A 17939-nucleotide genomic window follows, 5' to 3' on the forward strand; every position below is an offset into this window, starting at 1 on the left:
GCCCGCCCGGCGGCCCTGCCGGCGGCTGGCGGCGGCGCGGCCACGGCCGAGGACTCCATCGATATCGAGAAAATCGATGGTCAGGTGAAAGCCTCGTCGCTGAAGAAAGTCGCCAATATCGTTGAATCCCATCCGGAAGAATCGATCTCGATCCTCCGGTCCTGGCTGCATGAGAGTTGAGTCCGACCATGGCTGAGAAGCGCGCCATCGAAGACCCGTCCCGCCTGACCGGCCCCGAGAAAGCGGCCGTCATGCTCCTCGCCCTGGGCGATGAGGGCGAAGGGATGTGGCAGCATCTGGACGAGGAGGAAATCCGCGAGGTCTCCCAGGCCATGTCCAATCTGGGCACGGTCACCTCCAGCGCTGTGGAAAAACTGATCGTCGACTTCGTCGGCCAGATGTCGTCCACCGGCTCGCTGATGGGGTCATTCGAAGCAACCCAGCGCCTGCTCAACTCCTTCCTGCCCGGGGAGAAGGTCGAGTCGATCATGGAGGAGCTGCGCGGTCCCGCCGGACGCACCATGTGGGACAAGCTGGGCAATGTGAATGAGGTTGTCCTCGCAAACTACCTGAAGAATGAATATCCGCAGACCGTGGCTGTGGTCCTGTCCAAGGTGAAGCCGGAGCATGCCAGCCGTGTGCTGGGTGCCCTGCCCGAAGATTTTGCCATGGAAGTCGTCACCCGGATGCTGCGCATGGAGCCGGTCCAACGGGAAATTCTTGATCGCATCGAAGAGACGCTGCGCACCGAATTCATGTCCAATCTGGCCCGCACGTCCAAGCATGACAGCCACGAGATGATGGCTTCGATCTTCAATAATTTCGATCGCCAGACCGAGAACCGTTTCCTGGCCGCCCTGGAAGAACGCAATCGCGAGAGCGCGGAAAAGATCCGCTCGCTGATGTTTGTCTTCGAGGACCTGTCCAAGCTCGATCCGGGTGGCATCCAGACCCTGATGCGCGCCATCGACAAGGAACAGATGGCCCTGGCCATGAAGGGCGCGTCGGACAGTTTGCGCGATCTCTTCTTCTCCAACATGTCCGAGCGCGCGGCCAAGATCATGCGCGAGGACATGGGCTCCATGGGTCCGGTTCGCCTCAAGGATGTCGACCAGGCGCAGCAATCGATCGTCACCATGGCCAAGGACCTCGCCGCGAAGGGCGAGATCATGCTGGCCGATGGCGGCGCCGACGACGAACTCATCTACTAGGGAGGTTGAACAATGAATCCTGTCAAATTTGATTTCGATACAGAGTTCGACCAGGATGGTCAGATCCTCCGTGAAGGTGAGAGCTACAAGCGCTTCTTCACCCAGGATGATGTCGATGCCGCCCGCATGTGGGGAGTCGAGGAAGGCCGTGAGATGGAAGAGGGCCGCTGCGCGCAATCGCTGCAGGCGATCGCCTCCCAGATGCAGCTCATCCTCGCCCGCCTGTCGCATGAATCCGACGCCCTGCGCCAGGAAGCCGCCGGCCTCGCCATGGCTGCGGCCCGCAAGATTGCCGGTGAGGCCCTGGCCGCCTATCCGATCGACACGATCGAACAGGTCGCACTGGAAGCCGTGCAGGACCTGCGGTCCGAGCCGCGCCTGTCGGTGCGCTGCAATCCGGAACTGGTCGAAGCCCTCGCCGAGCGCCTGGAAAAAACCGCCCGCGACGCCGGTTTCGACGGCGCCATCATGGTGCGCGGCGATGACGGCCTGGCCAATGCCGATGTCCGCCTGGAATGGGGCGCCGGCGCGGTGCAGCGCAGCGCCGAGGAAATCGAGCATCGACTGAATGACGTCGTCGCACGCTGGCTGGCATCGCCGCCAAGCGACGAGGAAACCCAATCTGACGCGCCCGGCGACCCCGCCGCCGGCGTAAGCGCGGCTTAAGGAGGCCTGACATGGCTGACGACAATCTCGACCTTCCCGATCTGGGCGATGACGGCACGCAAGTGCCCGTCGAAGCGCCCCAGCGCGGCGAGCAGATGATGGATGAGGAAGAAAAGAGCGCTGCCGACCTGGCGCCCGTCTTCGACGTTCCCGTCAATATTTCCGCCGTGCTCGGCAAGGCCCATATCGATGTGAACTCGCTGTTGAAGCTGACCTCCGGCTCGGTGGTCGAACTCGACCGCAAGATCGGCGAAGCGATCGACATCTACGTGAATAACCGGCTCGTCGCGCGCGGCGAGGTCGTGGTGGTCGACGACCGGCTCGGCGTGACCATGACGGAAATCATCAAGGACGGGGACGCAGGCTAAGGCCTCGCGGAAAGGACGGAAATATCATGCGTATTCTGATAGTTGGCAGTTTGGGCGGACAACTCCACACCGCCACCAAGATCGCCCTCGACCGCGGCGCGAAAGTCTCGCACGTGGACACGATCGAACAGGCCACCGCCCATCTGCGTGCCGGACGCGGCGCCGACCTGCTCATGGTCGACCTGCATCTGGACGTCCAGTCCCTGATCGAGGCCAATGCGGCCGAGCGGATTTCGGTTCCCGTTGTCGCCTGTGGCGTCAATGTCCGTCCCGAAGCCGCCGCAGCCGCCATCCGGGCTGGCGCCAAGGAATTCATCCCGATGCCGCCGGACGCCGATCTGATCGCCGCCGTCCTGGCCGCGATCGCTGATGACGAACGCCCGATGATTGCCCGCGACCCGTCCATGCAGGCCGTCATCCAGCTCGCCGATCGCATCGCCGGCTCCGACGCCTCCGTCCTGATCACCGGCGAAAGCGGCTCCGGCAAGGAAGTCATGGCCCGCTATGTTCACACCAAGTCGAAGCGTGCCCAGGCGCCTTTCATCTCGGTGAATTGTGCGGCCATCCCCGAAAACCTGCTGGAAAGCGAACTCTTCGGCCACGAGAAGGGCGCCTTTACCGGGGCGATTGCCCGCCGCGTGGGCAAGTTCGAAGAGGCCGATGGCGGCACGCTGCTGCTGGACGAAATCTCGGAAATGGATGTGCGCCTGCAAGCCAAGCTGCTGCGCGCCATCCAGGAACGTGAAATCGACCGCGTCGGTGGCACCAAGCCGGTGAAGGTCAATATCCGCATCCTCGCGACATCGAACCGTGACCTGCGCAAGGCCGTCGCCGATGGCAGCTTCCGCGAAGACCTGCTCTTCCGCCTCAATGTCGTGAACCTGGCCCTGCCGCCGCTGCGCGAGCGTCCGGCTGATATCGTCGCCCTGTCCGAGCATTTCGTGAAGAAATACTCGGCCGCCAATGCGATCGATGAGCGCGCGATTTCCGACGCTGCGAAGACCTCGCTCCTGGCGCGTGAGTGGACGGGCAATGTCCGTGAGCTGGAAAACGCCATGCACCGCGCCGTGCTGCTGGCCTCGGGCCGCGAGATCACGCCCGACGCGATCCGCATGCCGGACGGCTCGGCCTTCACGGGCTCGGGCAATAATGTCGTCCGCCAGGCCGCCGATACCGCCCAGTCGGTCCAGGCCGACATGATCGGTCGCACCGTGTCGGAAGTGGAACAGGATCTGATCCTGAACACGCTCGACCATTGCCTGGGCAACCGGACCCATGCCGCGAACATTCTCGGCATTTCCATCCGGACCCTGCGCAACAAGCTGAAACTCTATTCGGACCAGGGCGTCGACATTCCCGCGCCCAACCAACCCGCCCAGGGTGTTTCCGTAGCCTGATTGGACTGACCATTGGCCGATACCGCTGCTTCTCCGACCCCCGCACCCGCTGCGGGTGGGTTTGACCTCCGCGCCTTCCTGAACCGCACACTGCGCGGTGATGTGGCGCTGGCGGTCGGCATCCTCGCCATCCTGGTGATGCTGATGCTGCCCATGCCCAGCTTCCTGCTGGACATGTCACTGGCGATATCGATCTCGATGTCGGTTCTGGTCCTGATGACCGCGCTCTTCATCAAGAAACCGTTGGAATTCTCGGCCTTCCCGGCCCTCCTGCTGATCACCACCCTGCTGCGCCTGGGCCTGAATATCGCCTCGACGCGCCTCATCCTGTCCAAGGGGCATGAGGGCACTGACGCCGCCGGCGAGGTCATCGAGGCCTTCGGCTCCTTCGTCATGCAGGGCAATGTCGTCATCGGCATCATTGTCTTCGCCATCCTGGTGATCGTGAATTTCGTCGTCATCACCAAGGGTTCCGGCCGGATCGCGGAAGTGGCGGCCCGCTTCACCCTGGACGCCATGCCCGGCAAGCAGATGGCCATTGATGCCGACCTTTCCGCCGGTCTGATCACCGAAGACGAAGCCCGCAAGCGCCGCACCGAGCTGGAAGGCGAAAGCAATTTCTTCGGCGCCATGGATGGTGCCTCCAAATTCGTTCGCGGCGATGCCATGGCCGGCCTGATGATCACCGCCATCAACCTGGTCGGCGGCATCATCATCGGTGTGGTCCAGTCCGGCATGCCCTTCGCGGAAGCGGCCTCGGCCTATTCCTCGCTGACCATTGGTGACGGCCTGGTCTCGCAGATCCCGGCCCTGATCATCTCGGTCGGTGCCGGCCTGCTGGTCTCCAAGGCCGGCGTCAACGGCCAGGCCGACAAGGCGCTCTTCGGTCAGCTGACCGCCAACCCGCAAGGCCTGGGCCTGGTTTCGGGCGTGGCCCTGATGGTCGGCCTCCTGCCCGGCATGCCCCTCATCCCCTTCGCCATGATGTCCGCCGGTGCCGGTGCCCTGGCCTGGATGAATCGCGACATCGCCGAACGCACGGCCCAGGCCGAAATCGACGCGGTCGCCGAGAAAGAGGCCGAAGCCGCTGAATCCCAATCCGAACAGGAAGCCCCGATCGAGGACAGTCTTGCCATTGACGAGCTGAAGATCGAGCTGGGCTATGGCCTGTTGCCGCTGATCAATGATGTCGACGGCCGCAAGCTGACCGACCAGATCCGCGCCCTGCGCCGCTCGCTGGCCGAGGAAATGGGCTTCATCACCCCGGCTGTCCGCATCATCGACAACATGTCGCTGGGCAATCACGAATACACGATCCGCATCAAGGAACTGGAAGCCGGTCGCGGCGAGCTGGAATTGCACAAGCTGCTGGTCATGGATCCCGCCGGCATGCAGATCGACATGCCCGGCAAGCACGTCAAGGAACCGACTTTCGGCCTGCCCGCCACCTGGATTGATGAAGGCCTGCGCGAGGAAGCCTCTTTCCGCGGCTATACAATCGTCGAGCCGGCGGCCGTTCTGGTCACCCATCTGACCGAGCTGCTGCGCGAAAACATGGCCGACCTTCTCTCCTATGCCGAGGTCGAGAAGCTGATCGCCAAGCTGTCGAAGGAACACAAGGCCCTGGTCGATGACATCACGCCGAACCAGATCAGCCGCGCCGGCATTCAGCGTGTCCTGCAATCGCTGATCAAGGAGCGCATCTCCATTCGCGACCTGCCGACCATTCTGGAGGGCATTGCCGAAGCCAGCGCCACGACCCAGAATCTTGACGCCATTGTCGAACATGTCCGGACCCGCCTGGCGCGCCAGATCTGCCACGCCAACAAGGCCCATGACGGTGTCCTGCCCGTCCTGGCCATGGGTCCGCAATGGGAGCAGGCCTTCATGGAAGCCCTGGTCGGTGATGGCGATCGTCGCCAGCTCGCCCTGGCGCCGTCGAAACTGCATGATTTCGTGGCGGCCATTCGAAACTCTTTTGAAACCGCATCAGCTCAGGGTCATGTACCAGTGCTGCTGACGAGCCCTCTGATTCGTCCGTATGTGCGTTCTCTGGTTGAGCGTTTTCGCCCGCAGACCGTGGTGATGTCGCAGAATGAAATTCACCCGAGCGCGCGCCTTCAGACGATGGGCCATGTCGGTTGAGCGACCGAATTTGACCTGTGATATGATCCGAGCCCATGCATCTTAAAACCTTTGCCGCCCCGTCCCTGACCCAGGCCATGGCCGATGTCCGCCGTGAAATGGGTCCCGACGCCGTGATCATTGCCACCGGCGATGGTCCTGACGGCGGCGTCCAAGTGCGCGCAGCCAGCGAAATGTCCCGCATCGCCGAACCGGTCGAGCAGGTCCGTGACCGCTCCATCCGCCTCGCCGGCGAAGCCGATATCGAACGCGGTCTGCGCGAGGACAATGAGCTGGACCGTGTGATCCGCGCGCTCGGCTTCCACCGCGCGCCGGGCTCTGCCGCCCAGGCCCTGATCCGCTCGGCCCACGATCTGTCCGATGGTCAGGCCGTGGCCCGTCTCGCCCACGCCATCGAGAGCCGCTACACTTTCCAGCCCCTGCCCGCCGTGCCCGAACATGCCGTCCTGTTTGCCGGGACACCGGGCGTCGGCAAGACCTCGGCCCTGGCCAAGACGGCGGCCCGCGCCATCACCGCCGGTGCCGTGCCGACGCTGATTTCCTGTGATGGCGAGCGCGCCGGTGCCAATGACCGGCTGCAGGAACTGGCCCGTCGCATGGGCGCTGGTTTCCGCGCCGTCGACGATCCGCGTGAGATGATCGACGCCGTCGACGAGATTGACGGCCCGGTCCTGATCGACAGTCCGGCGGTCAATCCGTTCGAGCTGGATGATCTCGACATGACGCTGGCCTTCGCCGACAGCGCCAATGCGGAAATTCTCTATGTCTTTGACGCCGGCCTGACGCCGGAAGATGCCGAAGACGCCGCCTCGCTCTTTGCCTCCATCGGCGCCAGCCGCTGCATCCCGGTCAAGGTTGATTGTGCCCGCAGGCTGGGTGCCGTGCTGGGTGTCGGCGAGACCGGACTGGCCTTCGCCCAGATTTCCTCGACACCCTTCATCGGCGGCGGCCTGGCTCCGGCCACCCCGCTGCGCCTGGCCCGGGTCCTGATCGAGGATCGCAACACCCCCTTCGAGGAGGAAGACTGATGAAGATCGCGTCCGCACCGCAGGACCGCTCCGCCGGTCGCATCCTCGCCATCGCCTCCGGCAAGGGCGGCGTCGGCAAGACCATGCTGTCGATCGGCATGGCCCGCGCCTTTTCCCAAATGGGCGAACGTTGCCTGTTGATGGATGGCGATCTTGGCATGGCCAATATCGACGTCCAGCTGGGCCTGCAGCCCAATTCCGACATTTCCAGCGTCATCAATGGCCGTGTCCATATCCAGGACGCCGTCTGTCCGGCCATGGGCGGCGCCGCCCAGAAGGGCGGGTTTGACGTGATTTCCGGTCGCTCGGGCTCCGGCGCGCTGGCCAATCTGTCCGGTCCCGGCCTGACCAAGCTCGCAACCGGTGTTGCCGCCCTGGCCCTGTCCTATGACCGCGCCATTCTCGACCTCGCCGCCGGCGCTGACCGGGCCACGATCCGGCTCGCCCTGACCGCCGATGATGTCGTGATTGTGCTCAATGACGAGCCGACCTCGCTGACCGACGCCTACGCCTTCGTGAAGACGCTGCGCCTGCATGATGACGGCGCCTCGCCGCTGGTCGTGATCAATAATGCGCCGGACATGAATGCCGCCAATGAAGCCTTCGGCGCCTTCCGCAAGACCTGCGAGGCCTTCCTGAGCTTCACGCCGACCCTGGCCGGCATTGTCCGCAAGGACGCGACGGTGCCGGCCGCCATCCGGGCCCAGACCGCGGTCTCCCTGCGCTCGCCGCAATGCGAAGCGGCCAAGGACATCCAGGCCTTGGCGGGCTCGCTGGCGCGTGGCAAACAAGCCGCCTGATCGACCCGGGGGGAGGCTCGACCATGTATGACAGTTTCGCAGATCGCCTGAGTGCCGGTTTCACACCCTTTGACTGGTGGCTGATCATCGTCCTGTCGCTGGTCGCCGCCCTGATCATGCGCAAATGGCCGCAATGGCCGGCCGCCGCCTCGATCGCCTTCCTGATCGATGCCTGCGCGCCCTTCTTCTATCGCTGGTCGACCGGCATCCCGCCGGATTTCGCCTTCGACTTCGCCTTCTCGCGTCTCGATGAGCGTGGCGGCGTCGTTGTGATCATGCGCCTGGTCATCTACATGGCGACCATCGGCGCCATCTTCTGGGCCAAGCGCCGCTACGGGCGCTGACACGAGAAAGGGCGGCTCCCGATGGTGCCGCCCTTCTTCGTTCCAGACTGGTAGCTGACCCTATTCAATCACCGTGATCTGGCTGTTGAGATAGGTTTCGGCCTCTTCGAAAGCCGTCTCGGCATCCTCGATACCGAAGAGAACCCGCTGGCCCGCTTCCAGGATCGGGCCGTAGAGAAGCGTGCCCTCAGCATCATCCTCAATATGGAAACGGCGCGTGCCATCGGTTTCCAGGGCATCGAAGCGGGCCCGCACCAGCGCCCAAAAATCCTGCGTGGCATCCCAATAGTCGTAGGCGGCCTGCGCATTGGACAGGTCCGTGCGGCGATAGGTATTCACCCCGACTTCGCGCACCAATTCATGGGCGACACCGTCTTCCAGGGCGAGCTTGGAATTGTCCTGCTCATGGGTCCAGCCCCAGTCGGTCACGGTGTGGCGATTGACGGCAGCGATGACGTCGTAATCGTCCCGCGTGGTGTCGTCGCGGCGCGGCAGCGGACGCCAGGAGACCGGCGGTTCCCAGGTGGAGATGCCATCGGCGTCATGGGTCCAGGGCGCGACGGCCGCATAGCGCGGGCTGTCATCGACCTGGTAGACGGTCTGTGACCAGGCCCCGGCCCGATCGGCAGCCGCAACATCCTCGACGGTCCAGTCATCAAAGCCCTGGAAGGCCAGCACGGTAGCCGGCTGATAACGCCAGTCCTGGCGCCAATGCTTGACGATAAAGGGATTGTCGCCCTCACCCGCGATCAGCAAGTGTTGCAGCATGATGAAGTCGCCCGTGTCCTCGACCACGACCACGATTTCCCGGGCCGGTGTGATCTTCGGGTCGGCCAGCTCATAGCCCGGCGCGATCGGCACCATTTCGCGGAAATCGAAGGTGACGGCGTATTCGCCCTGCATGGCGAGAATAGCCTGGCGATCCCGTTCGAATTCGGTCTGGCTATGCGCCGGAAGCGCCGCGGCGGCCGCCGGTGTTGACGGGTCGATGGAATTTGTAGCGCAGCCGGCCAGCGTCAGCGCGGCGACGGCGATATAGGCGAGTTTCATAAGCCCCTCTTTGTCTCTGGATTGCGGTGGGTCTCTGGAATGACCCTGAGGAAAATGACGTGTTGTTGATAAAGATTCTCACTTGCATTCGCATAACGCAAGCGGCAGAACGCAGCAAGTGCAAATCATTCGCAAACACGGGACTTCATCATGAAACGCGTTTTTCTCGCCACGACCGCCCTCCTCACCCTGGCCACGCCCGGCCTTGCCCAGCAGGGCGAGGCGGAGACCGGCGAGGATGTGATCATTGTCGAGGCGACCCGGACCCGGCTCGACAGCTTCGTCTATCCGGGGGCCACGGCGAGCGTGGACACCGAAACCCTTGACCTTACCCGCCCGGCTGATCTCGATGATCTTCTGCGCCAGCTGCCCGGCGTGGAAGTCTCCGGCGGACCGCGACGGACCGGGCAAACCATTTCCCTGCGCGGCCAGGGCCGGGAGAACACCACCCTCCTGCTAGACGGCGCACGGCAGAATTTTGGCTCGGCCCATGATGGCGTCTTCTTTGTCGACCCGGCCCTGCTGGTCGGCATCGACGCGGTGCGCGGGCCGGCTTCGGCGCTATACGGGTCCGGCGCCTCGGGCGGCGTGGTCGCCTTCCGCACCGCCAGCGCCCATGATCTGCTGAATGCGGGCGAGACCTGGGGCTATGGGCTGGGGGCGGGCTATCGCTCGGTCGACGAAGAAGGCCGCGGCTCGCTCAGCCTCTATGGCCGCTCGGGCGCCTTCGACGCCCTCGCCTCCGTCTCGGCCCGCCAGTCCGGCGATATCACGCTGGGATCCGGGGCCGACCTGCCCGCCGAGGATGAAAGCGTCTCCGGCCTGTTCAAGCTGGGCGCCGATCTGAGCGATGGCGTCCGCGCAGAACTCAGCTGGCAGAGCTTCAATGGCAGTGCGACCGAGCCCAACAATGCCCAGGGCGTGGCCGGTGTCGGATCGCTCAACGCGCTGGTCGACAAGGAGATCACATCCGATGCGATCACCCTCAACGCGTCCATCGCGCCGCCCGCAATCAGCTGGCTCGATCTGGACGTCACTGTCTATCGCAATGAGACCGGCGTCGATGAGACCGAGAGCGTGTCGGGCCGCGAGCTCCGCCGTGATCTGGAGACCTCCGGCATCCGCCTCGACCAGCGTTTCGACTTCACCCTCGGCGCCTTTGACGCCGGGCTGACAGTCGGCGGCGAGTATTACGAGGACAGCCAGGATGGGTATGACAGTGCCGAGACCGGCGGTGTCCGCGGCGGCGCGCCGGATGCCGACAGCCAGTTCTCGGCCGGCTGGGTCCAGCTGGAACTGGACGGACCGGCCCCCTTCGGCCTGCCGGGCCGGGTCATCCTTCTGCCGGGCGTGCGCCAGGACTCGTTCGAAACCTCGACCCCGACCACCACAACCGTCTCAAGCGATGCGACCTCCAGCCGTTTCGCGGCGACCTATGCCCCGATCGAGGATTTCAATGTCTTCGTCAGCTGGGGCGAGGCCTTCCGGGCGCCGTCGATCAATGAGCTCTACCTCGACGGCACGCATTTCTCCCTGCCGCACATCATCCTGGGGCCGCCAACCTTCATCTCGAATGAATTCATCGCCAATCCGGACCTGCTGCCGGAAGAAACCGAAACCCTGGAAATCGGCTTCCGGATGGACCTGGCCGACCGGATCAATCTGGACCGGCTCGATGTCAGCGCCTCCTGGTATCAGACCAAGGCCGACAATCTGATCGATCTTTTCGTCGATTTCGCCTTCGACCCGACGTGCTTTGCCCCGCCTTTCTTCGCCCCCTGCTCGGCCGGTACCACGCAGAGCCGCAATGTCGGATCGGCTGAACTGGAAGGCTATGAGGTCCAGCTCGGCCTGAGCGAAGGCGCCTTCTCGCTCGACGCCTCGCTCACAGGCATTGACGGCAAGGACGTGGCGACCGGCGATCCGCTCGGCTCGCTCGCGCCGACCCGCCTCTTTGTGGATGGCCGCTGGCATTTCGAGAACAGCCGTCTGACCCTGGGCGGACGGATCGCCGCGGCGACCGCGTATGACCAACCGCTGGACGTCGCCGAACACCGGGCCGGCTATGTCGTCGCCGACGCCTATGCCCGCTGGCAGCCCTTCGCCGATAGCGGCCTGCGCCTCAATGCCGGCATCGAGAACCTGCTCGACCATGATTATGACCGCGTTTTCGCGGGCACCAGCGAGCCGGGCCGGTCGGTCCGCCTCGATGTGAGCTGGTCGCAAGCGTTCTAGCCAAGTGGGGACAGTTTCGATCAGTTTGACCGCAAGTTTGTCATCCCTGATGGACGCCCGGCGCAGGCCGGGCGAAAGTCAGGGACCAAACTGATGGCCACCACTTGGGTCCCCGCCCTGCGTCCCGCCTTCGCGGGACTTCCGGCGGGGATGACAATTGGTTGCACGGAGCCCCATCCAAAACACAAAAGGCCCCGAACCAGCAGGTTCGGGGCCTTTTGTGTGGTCACAGTGCTCGCTGGATCAGTGCGAGGCGCGGCCGTGACGGATCTGGGCGATTTCGTCGAGTTCGTCCTGTTCGGCCGCGCGCACGGATTGTTCGATCCGGGCGAGACGGCGTTCTTCCAGGAGCTCGTACTTCTTGAGATCGGTGAAGGCTTCCGACAGGCGGTCACGCAGTGCGTCGGCCTGGACATCCACCTCGTCCAGCGAAGCGCGGATGTTTTCCTTCCGCTTGATCACTGCCTGCGCATAGGAGCCATAGGCGACATAGCCTTCCTTGGACTGGGCCGCGGCTGCCTGCTCTTCCGGAACGGACGCTTCGAGGCGTTCGATCTGACCGATCAGGGCTGCGCGCGAGCGATCCAGCTCGGCCATCTGTTTTTGCAATTCTTCCACCTTGAACCGGGCCAGCCGGATCAAGGGTTCATGTGAGCGTGTCATTGCCGCACTCCTTCACCACCACCCAAAATCTCGGACAGCATTGCGAAAGTCGACGGAATGTCCGCCGCATCGTCTTTTTGCTGGCCGAGGAACGCTTCCAGCGGTTCGTTGAGCTCTATGGCCCGGTCCACCGCGGGATTGGATCCCTGGGTGTAGGCACCCAGACGGATCAATTCTTCCATGTCGGCATAGGCCGACAAATGCTTGCGCGCTTCCGCGACCAGGGGTCGCTCGGCGGGATCATAAACCTCGGGCGCCGTCCGGCTGACCGACTTCAGGACGTCGATCGCGGGGTAGCGTCCCCGTTCAGCAATGGCTCGGCTCATGACCACATGTCCATCCAGGATGCCGCGAACGGCATCGGCTATGGGTTCGTTATGATCATCACCATCCACCAAAACAGTGAAAAGACCGGTAATGGAGCCTGTTTTTTTGCCGTCTGTGCGCTCCGGACCCGGGCCGGCACGCTCAAGTAGCCGTGGCAATTCAGCAAATACCGATGGCGTGTAACCGCGCGTGGTCGGCGGTTCACCGGCCGCAAGGCCGATTTCGCGCTGGGCGAGGGCAAAACGGGTGACACTGTCCATCAGGCAGAGCACGTCGAGACCCTGATCGCGGAAATACTCCGCGGTGGTCAGGGTCAGGTGCGCGGCCTGTCGGCGGGCCAGGGCCGGCGCATCCGAGGTTTCGGTGATGACGACCGAGCGCTTGCGGCCTTCCGGGCCCAGGACATCATCGACGAATTCACGCGCTTCCCGGCCCCGTTCACCGATCAGGCCAATGACGATGACGTCTGCATCGCAGGCCCGCGCCAGCATCGACATGAGGACCGACTTGCCGACGCCGGAGCCGGCGAAGATGCCCAGACGCTGGCCTCGGCGCATGGGAACGAAGCTGTTGAGAACGCGGACACCCAGGTCCAGCCGGTCACCCAGACGGGCCCGGCCATGGGCGCTGGGCGGATTGCCTTTAAGGGGATAGGGCGTCCCGCCCTCGGTCAGCGGAGTGCCACTATCCAGTGGACGCCCGAAACCATCGAGCACTCGTCCCAGCCAGGACCGGCTCGGACGAACCCGCGCGGCCTCCGGCTGCAAACGCGCCCGCGCACCGGGACGAACCCCTTCCAGCGGACCGAAGGGCATCATCAAGGCTGTCTCGCCGCGAAAGCCGACAACTTCGCATTCCGCGACACCGTCCCCGGTCTCGATCTGCGCATGCGCGCCCAGGGACAGACCGGCCTTGGGGCCTTCGGCTTCGACGAGCAATCCGTTGAGCGCCGTGACCCGTCCTTCCAGGACACGGTCATCCAGGCGTCCGACGCGATCGATCAGGGTTTCCATCATTACGGGTCAGCCCGCCTTGCAAAGCGTGGCACAAAAGCCACTTCCAGAACAGTTTAGAGGCTGTCGGTTGCCTCGACGTAAACACCCGGCAGATTCTGCAGCCCCGTTTCGCAGCGATTCTGGTTTCGTCCGGATTCCGATTCCGTTATCGAGTCTCGGACTGGTAGAAATCCCTTGTGGATAAGTTGGGCAGCGTTCTCGAGGCTCAGATTGATCCGATTTGCCCGTCACCACAGGCAAAAACCGACGGCCACTGTGAATACTTTATATCGCGCATATTTGATCAATTTTCGCGCACAGCGCCAAATCCCAACCGATTTGCGTCCGTTAACCCTTGAATGGTTAACGCGAAATTCGAATCAAGCTTTCCAGCGAAATTTCGCTAACTGGACGATTCTAGATCTTGGTCAAGACGCAGTTAACTTTCGTTAAGGGTTTCCGCATAGCGTCCGAATAAGGTTAATCACCAGATGAGACCGGGCGCGCACTGATTCGCCCGGGTAGCAAAACCGGAGGCGGACCAATGCGGGTTCTTCTTATTGAGGACGATCGGGCAACGTCCCAGTCCATCGAATTGATGCTGAAATCCGAGGGTTTCAACATCTACACCACCGATCTCGGCGAAGAGGGCGTGGATCTGGGCAAGCTGTATGATTACGACATCATCCTGCTTGATCTGAACCTGCCGGACATGCCGGGCTTCGATGTCCTCAAGACGCTGCGCGTGGCCAAGGTCGATACCCCGATCCTGATCCTCACCGGCAATGCGGACATCGACAACAAGGTGCGCGGCCTGGGCTGTGGCGCCGACGACTACATGACCAAGCCCTTCCACAAGGACGAAATGGTCGCCCGCATCCACGCCATCGTGCGTCGGTCGAAGGGCCATTCCCAGTCCATCATCAAGACCGGTTCGATCGGCGTGAATCTCGACGCCAAGACGGTCGAGGTCGAAGGTCAGCGCGTCCATCTGACGGGCAAGGAATACCAGATGCTAGAGCTGCTCTCCCTGCGCAAGGGAACGACGCTCACCAAGGAAATGTTCCTGAACCACCTGTATGGCGGCATGGACGAGCCGGAATTGAAGATCATCGACGTCTTCATCTGCAAGCTTCGCAAGAAGCTCGCGGCGGCCACCAATGGCGAACACTATATCGAGACGGTCTGGGGCCGCGGCTATGTGCTGCGCGACCCGGTCGAGGAAAAAGCCTCCGCCTGATCCACCGGTCTCAGCGTTAAGGAAAGGCCCGGGCTGCCCGCCCGGGCCTTTTTGTTGTCTGGCTGTCAGGTCTACAGCGCGCGCCTAATGGCGGGACGGCTCATCATCAACCTCTTCACCGGCCTCTTCAAACGTGTCGGTCTCTTCGCCGGTTACGTCCTCGATTGCGGCATCAATATCTTCGCCGGCATTTTCGGCATCGCCATCTGTACATCCCGCCAGGGCGAGGGCGGATACGGTAAAGGCCAAGGGTATCATCTTGCGAAACATTGGAGTTCCTTTCTGGAGCTTCAGGCAGGTTGGTTGCAAGCGCGACAGATGCGCGGACTGCGTCCGCGAAACAGGCTTACCACGACCAAGAGCGCGAACAGGAAGAGGAAAAGAAAGAGAACGATCTAGGCGACCGAGGCCGCGCCGGCCGCAATCCCGCCAGAACCCAGCAGCGCCGCCACCAGGGCGACGATGAAGACGGCGAGCGCCAGTTTGAGCATAGACGTCTCCTTTATCCGCTACGCCCAGGCAACGTCCGGATCGGACGATCATTCCACTCGCCCCACAGCGCATCGGGCCGGACACCGGTCGAGTCTCGCTCGCCTCCCCTATTCAGGGGCTGTGCACACCTCGCAACTTGCGCCTATTCTTTCCTCAGCCAAGGGAGGGGATGATGATCAGACAGGTATTGATAGCCGCCGCTTTGACGGCGGGCCTGCTGGCGCCGGTCGCGGCGCAAGACCATGAACGAATTTCAGGACCCGAGATTGTTGCGGACCTCCATCGCATCGCCGCCATGGCCGGGGATCGCTTCAGCCTAGCAGGTGGGCAGGAACTTGCCCTGCAGATCGACGATCTCAGTGACCAGCTGGAGGCTCGCGGAGCTGCGCATGCGGGCGAATGGAGCGCGGCCATCGGTTTTCACATGGCCACCACCGAGCCGGAGGCCGATCCATGCGACACGATCGAGCCGGTTCGTACGGTCAGTCGCAGCGGTGTCGCCTTTGACGGCACGCTATGCCTGCTTGCCGAGGATGTGGACGGCGCTTCCGCGCTCACACGCGATCTCCTGCTGCAGGCGCCCCTCGACGGTCAGACCCTTTATCTGCGCAGCATGGCGACCATACAGGCGACCGATCCGGACCTGCTGGCCGATGGCATGACCTTGCTGGCCGCCATGTCCGACGCGGTTGTGGCGGATATCCGCTTCAACGAAGCGGTGAGCGTGGACGGCGATAACCTCGTCCAGCAATGGGCCGGCCTGATGGACGACATCACTGCCCAGTCGGAAGGCTATATTCGCTTTCCGGAAACCGCTGCGACTGCCGAGCAATTGGCACATGCTGCGCGCGAGCTTGACGCCGCGTCAGATGCCGCCAGCGCGACCTGGGGCATCAGTGTCAATTTCCAGGCGGTGGACAGCGCTACGCACAGCAATGGACAACCAGAAGCCGCCGAACCGGACCCCGCGCCAGACACCTGTACCCGTCTGCCTGACATCACCCTGTCTGACGCGAATGGCGCCTCCCATGTCTGGCATCAATGCGTCGCGCCGGTGCCGGGCGACGAGGAGGGGCGGCAAGCCTTCCTCATGATCTGGCGCAACACACAAGGACCGAGCTCTCGCGGTTGGGTCGAGCTGAACCTGGGCGCGTCGACAGACACCCCCGCCTTCCGGGACACGGTCGTTCGCGAAGCCGGCCTCATCCTGCAGATGCTCGCCTCCGGCGCCGTGATCCAGCCTCCGGAGAGCGACAACTAGTCCAAGCATCCGTTGTCGGTAACCAGAATGACAGGCCCGACCCGGTGGATCAGATCCAGGCGTGGCAATTCGGGAACCCAGGCACCGGACACGACCCCATCCAGATAGAGCGCATTCTCACTGCCCAGGCCGTCGCGAAAGAAACGGGCGAGACGTCCAAAAGAGACCGGCTCGAGGCTGAGCACGAAGGCGGCGCGGTCCGGACTTGTGATACCGACGCCATTGCGCACACGCCGGGAGGGGCCGTCATGCTGGATGGCCGGGTGCAGCGCGCCGTCGATCACCAGCATCGGACCGGACTGGGTGGCCCAGACAGCGTCGGCCTCATGAGCGGGCCAGTCGCCACTGGAGATAACCGAGGGACGCCCCTCCGCATCGGTGAAAAACACACCATTCGGCATGAGATAGAAATTGCCGCGATGTCCCGTGCGGGTGTTCAGCCCCCGCCCTGTCCTGCCCTCGGCCACATAGAGGCCCAGCGGGCGACCGCTTTCCTCGAACATGCCGGCATTCATGGCAAAACGGACACGCCCCGCCTCAATATCCGGATCCCGCAGCAGCGCATCCATCCGCCGCGAGCGGTCGGGGTCGAGATCATTGCGGACCAGGCAGAGCTCATGGCGAGCCGCGTCATACTCACAGACGAGAAAGGGCGACGTCTCGAAACTCCTGATCTCGCAGGCCGGGGACGGCGTGTTCGCGGCCTCATCGGGACTTTGAACCAACGCGAGGCTCAGGATGGCAATGGCGAGGATGGAGCTCATTCAGACACGATCACTTTCCCGGGCTCCAATAGGCCGCGGGGCCCCGTCCCGGTCAAGAAAAAGGCCCCGCAGGGGAGCTGCGAGGCCTTCATCAAATCTGTGTCGGTTGGCCGGATCAGGCGGCGGCCGACTTGGCGACGGCCGCGCGGCCATACAGGCCGCGGCGCCCTTCGACCGGCGAGAAATCGCTGGACAGGCCGACAACAGTCTCCGCAGCGCCCATGATCAGATAACCGTCCTGGGCCGTCTGGTGCGCAATACGGCTGAGCACCTTCTTTTTGGTGTCGGCATCGAAATAGATCAGCACATTGCGGCAGAACACCAGATCGAACGTCCCCATCTGGGCGAAATTCTCCAGCAGGTTCTGCTTCTGGAAGGTCACCATGGAGCGGATGTTCGGCTTGACGCGCCATTGCTCGCCCTGCTGTTCGAAATGCTGGACCAGGCGCTGGACGGCGAGGCCGCGCTGGACCTCGAACTGCGAGTAAATGCCAGCCTTGGCCTTTTCGAGCACGCGGGGTGCCATGTCGGTGGCGACGATCTCAACACGCAGATTTCCGAGCCGGGCGCGCTCTTCCTCGAGCAGCATGGCCAGCGAATAGGGTTCCTGGCCGGACGAGCAGGCCGCGCACCAGATGCGAATCTGACCGTTATTGCCGCGGGCACGGGCGAGAACCGGCAGCACATCCTGCTTGAACAGATCGAAGGGCGTGTTGTCGCGAAAGAAGAAGGTTTCGTGAGTCGCCAGGGCTTCGGTAATGGCCCACAGGAGGCGACCGTCGCTATCGCGACGCGCCGACGAGATCAGCGCCTCGATCGAGGGATAGCCTTCAGCCCGCGCCAAGGGCGCCAGTCGGCTTTCCAGCAGGTAGCCCTTGTCGGCAGACAGGACGAGACCCGAGCGTTTGAACGCCTCTGCGGCCACGAAAAGGATGTCATCGTGTTTTATCATT

General features: G+C 63.3%; 17 protein-coding genes and 2 pseudogenes. 12 read left to right on the forward strand and 7 right to left on the reverse strand.

Annotated elements, in window-relative coordinates; translation table 11 throughout:
• The 9 genes and pseudogenes from Q0X62_RS01795 to Q0X62_RS01835 form a co-directional block, all read left to right on the forward strand.
• Positions 1–180: pseudogene (locus Q0X62_RS01795) on the forward strand (flagellar M-ring protein FliF); the annotation flags it as partial.
• Between the two features lie 8 nt (positions 181–188).
• Positions 189–1211 carry a flagellar motor switch protein FliG gene (gene fliG, locus Q0X62_RS01800; protein ID WP_297730970.1) on the forward strand — a complete coding sequence of 341 codons (1023 nt, stop codon included), beginning with the start codon at positions 189–191 and terminating at the stop codon, positions 1209–1211.
• A gap of 12 nt (positions 1212–1223) precedes the next feature.
• A complete protein-coding gene (locus Q0X62_RS01805; RefSeq protein WP_297730972.1) occupies positions 1224–1877 on the forward strand; it encodes a FliH/SctL family protein in 654 nt (217 codons plus the stop codon).
• Between the two features lie 11 nt (positions 1878–1888).
• Complete coding sequence (gene fliN, locus Q0X62_RS01810; protein WP_295693014.1) at positions 1889–2245, forward strand: flagellar motor switch protein FliN; 357 nt, start codon at positions 1889–1891, stop codon at positions 2243–2245.
• Between the two features lie 26 nt (positions 2246–2271).
• Positions 2272–3642, forward strand: a complete 1371-nt coding sequence (locus Q0X62_RS01815) for a sigma-54 dependent transcriptional regulator (protein WP_297730974.1) — start codon at positions 2272–2274, stop codon at positions 3640–3642.
• A 12-nt stretch (positions 3643–3654) separates the two neighbouring features.
• Positions 3655–5787 carry a flagellar biosynthesis protein FlhA gene (flhA, locus tag Q0X62_RS01820; RefSeq protein WP_297730976.1) on the forward strand — a complete coding sequence of 711 codons (2133 nt, stop codon included), beginning with the start codon at positions 3655–3657 and terminating at the stop codon, positions 5785–5787.
• 35 nt (positions 5788–5822) lie between these two features.
• A complete protein-coding gene (locus Q0X62_RS01825) occupies positions 5823–6815 on the forward strand; it encodes a flagellar biosynthesis-like protein (FlhF) (RefSeq protein WP_297730978.1) in 993 nt (330 codons plus the stop codon).
• Positions 6815–7615 (forward strand): AAA family ATPase, encoded by an 801-nt coding sequence (locus Q0X62_RS01830; protein WP_297730980.1) that lies wholly within the window; start codon positions 6815–6817, stop codon positions 7613–7615. Before Q0X62_RS01825 ends, Q0X62_RS01830 begins: the two co-directional genes overlap by 1 nt.
• 23 nt (positions 7616–7638) lie before the next feature.
• Positions 7639–7959, forward strand: coding sequence for a hypothetical protein (locus tag Q0X62_RS01835; RefSeq protein WP_297730982.1), 321 nt, complete (start codon positions 7639–7641; stop codon positions 7957–7959).
• A gap of 60 nt (positions 7960–8019) precedes the next feature.
• Here the strand turns inward: Q0X62_RS01835 and Q0X62_RS01840 are convergent, their stop codons facing one another.
• Positions 8020–9009, reverse strand: coding sequence for a DUF6607 family protein (locus tag Q0X62_RS01840; RefSeq protein WP_297730984.1), 990 nt, complete (start codon positions 9007–9009; stop codon positions 8020–8022).
• A 150-nt stretch (positions 9010–9159) separates the two neighbouring features.
• Here Q0X62_RS01840 and Q0X62_RS01845 point away from each other — a divergent pair, with 150 nt between their 5' ends.
• Positions 9160–11244: a TonB-dependent receptor gene (locus Q0X62_RS01845; RefSeq protein ID WP_297730986.1), complete on the forward strand. Its 2085-nt coding sequence runs from the start codon at positions 9160–9162 to the stop codon at positions 11242–11244.
• A gap of 243 nt (positions 11245–11487) precedes the next feature.
• On the opposite strand, the gene Q0X62_RS01850 is transcribed toward Q0X62_RS01845, so the two are convergent.
• Positions 11488–11907, reverse strand: a complete 420-nt coding sequence (locus tag Q0X62_RS01850) for a flagellar FliJ family protein (RefSeq protein ID WP_297730988.1) — start codon at positions 11905–11907, stop codon at positions 11488–11490.
• The gene (fliI, locus tag Q0X62_RS01855; RefSeq protein WP_366946092.1) at positions 11904–13247 is read right to left on the reverse strand and encodes a flagellar protein export ATPase FliI; all 1344 of its coding nucleotides are present in this window, start codon (positions 13245–13247) and stop codon (positions 11904–11906) included. The genes Q0X62_RS01850 and fliI overlap by 4 nt, the downstream gene beginning before the upstream one ends.
• Before the next feature lie 526 nt (positions 13248–13773).
• On the opposite strand from fliI, the gene ctrA reads away from it, so the two are divergent.
• Complete coding sequence (gene ctrA, locus Q0X62_RS01860; protein ID WP_075188927.1) at positions 13774–14469, forward strand: response regulator transcription factor CtrA; 696 nt, start codon at positions 13774–13776, stop codon at positions 14467–14469.
• 84 nt (positions 14470–14553) lie between these two features.
• Here the strand turns inward: ctrA and Q0X62_RS01865 are convergent, their stop codons facing one another.
• Together Q0X62_RS01865 and Q0X62_RS01870 are read right to left on the reverse strand one after the other, a co-directional pair.
• On the reverse strand, positions 14554–14739 hold the full coding sequence (locus tag Q0X62_RS01865; protein WP_297730992.1) for a hypothetical protein: 186 nt from the start codon (positions 14737–14739) through the stop codon (positions 14554–14556).
• Between the two features lie 128 nt (positions 14740–14867).
• Positions 14868–14960 (reverse strand): annotated as a pseudogene (locus Q0X62_RS01870) (DUF1328 family protein); the annotation flags it as partial.
• A 173-nt stretch (positions 14961–15133) separates the two neighbouring features.
• Between Q0X62_RS01870 and Q0X62_RS01875 the strand changes: the two are divergent.
• Complete coding sequence (locus tag Q0X62_RS01875; protein WP_297730996.1) at positions 15134–16222, forward strand: hypothetical protein; 1089 nt, start codon at positions 15134–15136, stop codon at positions 16220–16222.
• Here Q0X62_RS01875 and Q0X62_RS01880 read toward each other — a convergent pair.
• Together Q0X62_RS01880 and Q0X62_RS01885 are read right to left on the reverse strand one after the other, a co-directional pair.
• Positions 16219–16986 (reverse strand): phosphodiester glycosidase family protein, encoded by a 768-nt coding sequence (locus tag Q0X62_RS01880; protein WP_297730999.1) that lies wholly within the window; start codon positions 16984–16986, stop codon positions 16219–16221. The genes Q0X62_RS01875 and Q0X62_RS01880 overlap by 4 nt on opposite strands.
• A 115-nt stretch (positions 16987–17101) precedes the next feature.
• Positions 17102–17938, reverse strand: coding sequence for a protein-glutamate O-methyltransferase CheR (locus Q0X62_RS01885; RefSeq protein WP_297731001.1), 837 nt, complete (start codon positions 17936–17938; stop codon positions 17102–17104).
• Between the last annotated feature and the right edge of the window lies 1 nt (position 17939).

This window comes from uncultured Maricaulis sp., assembly GCF_947259345.1.
GTDB lineage: Bacteria > Pseudomonadota > Alphaproteobacteria > Caulobacterales > Maricaulaceae > Maricaulis.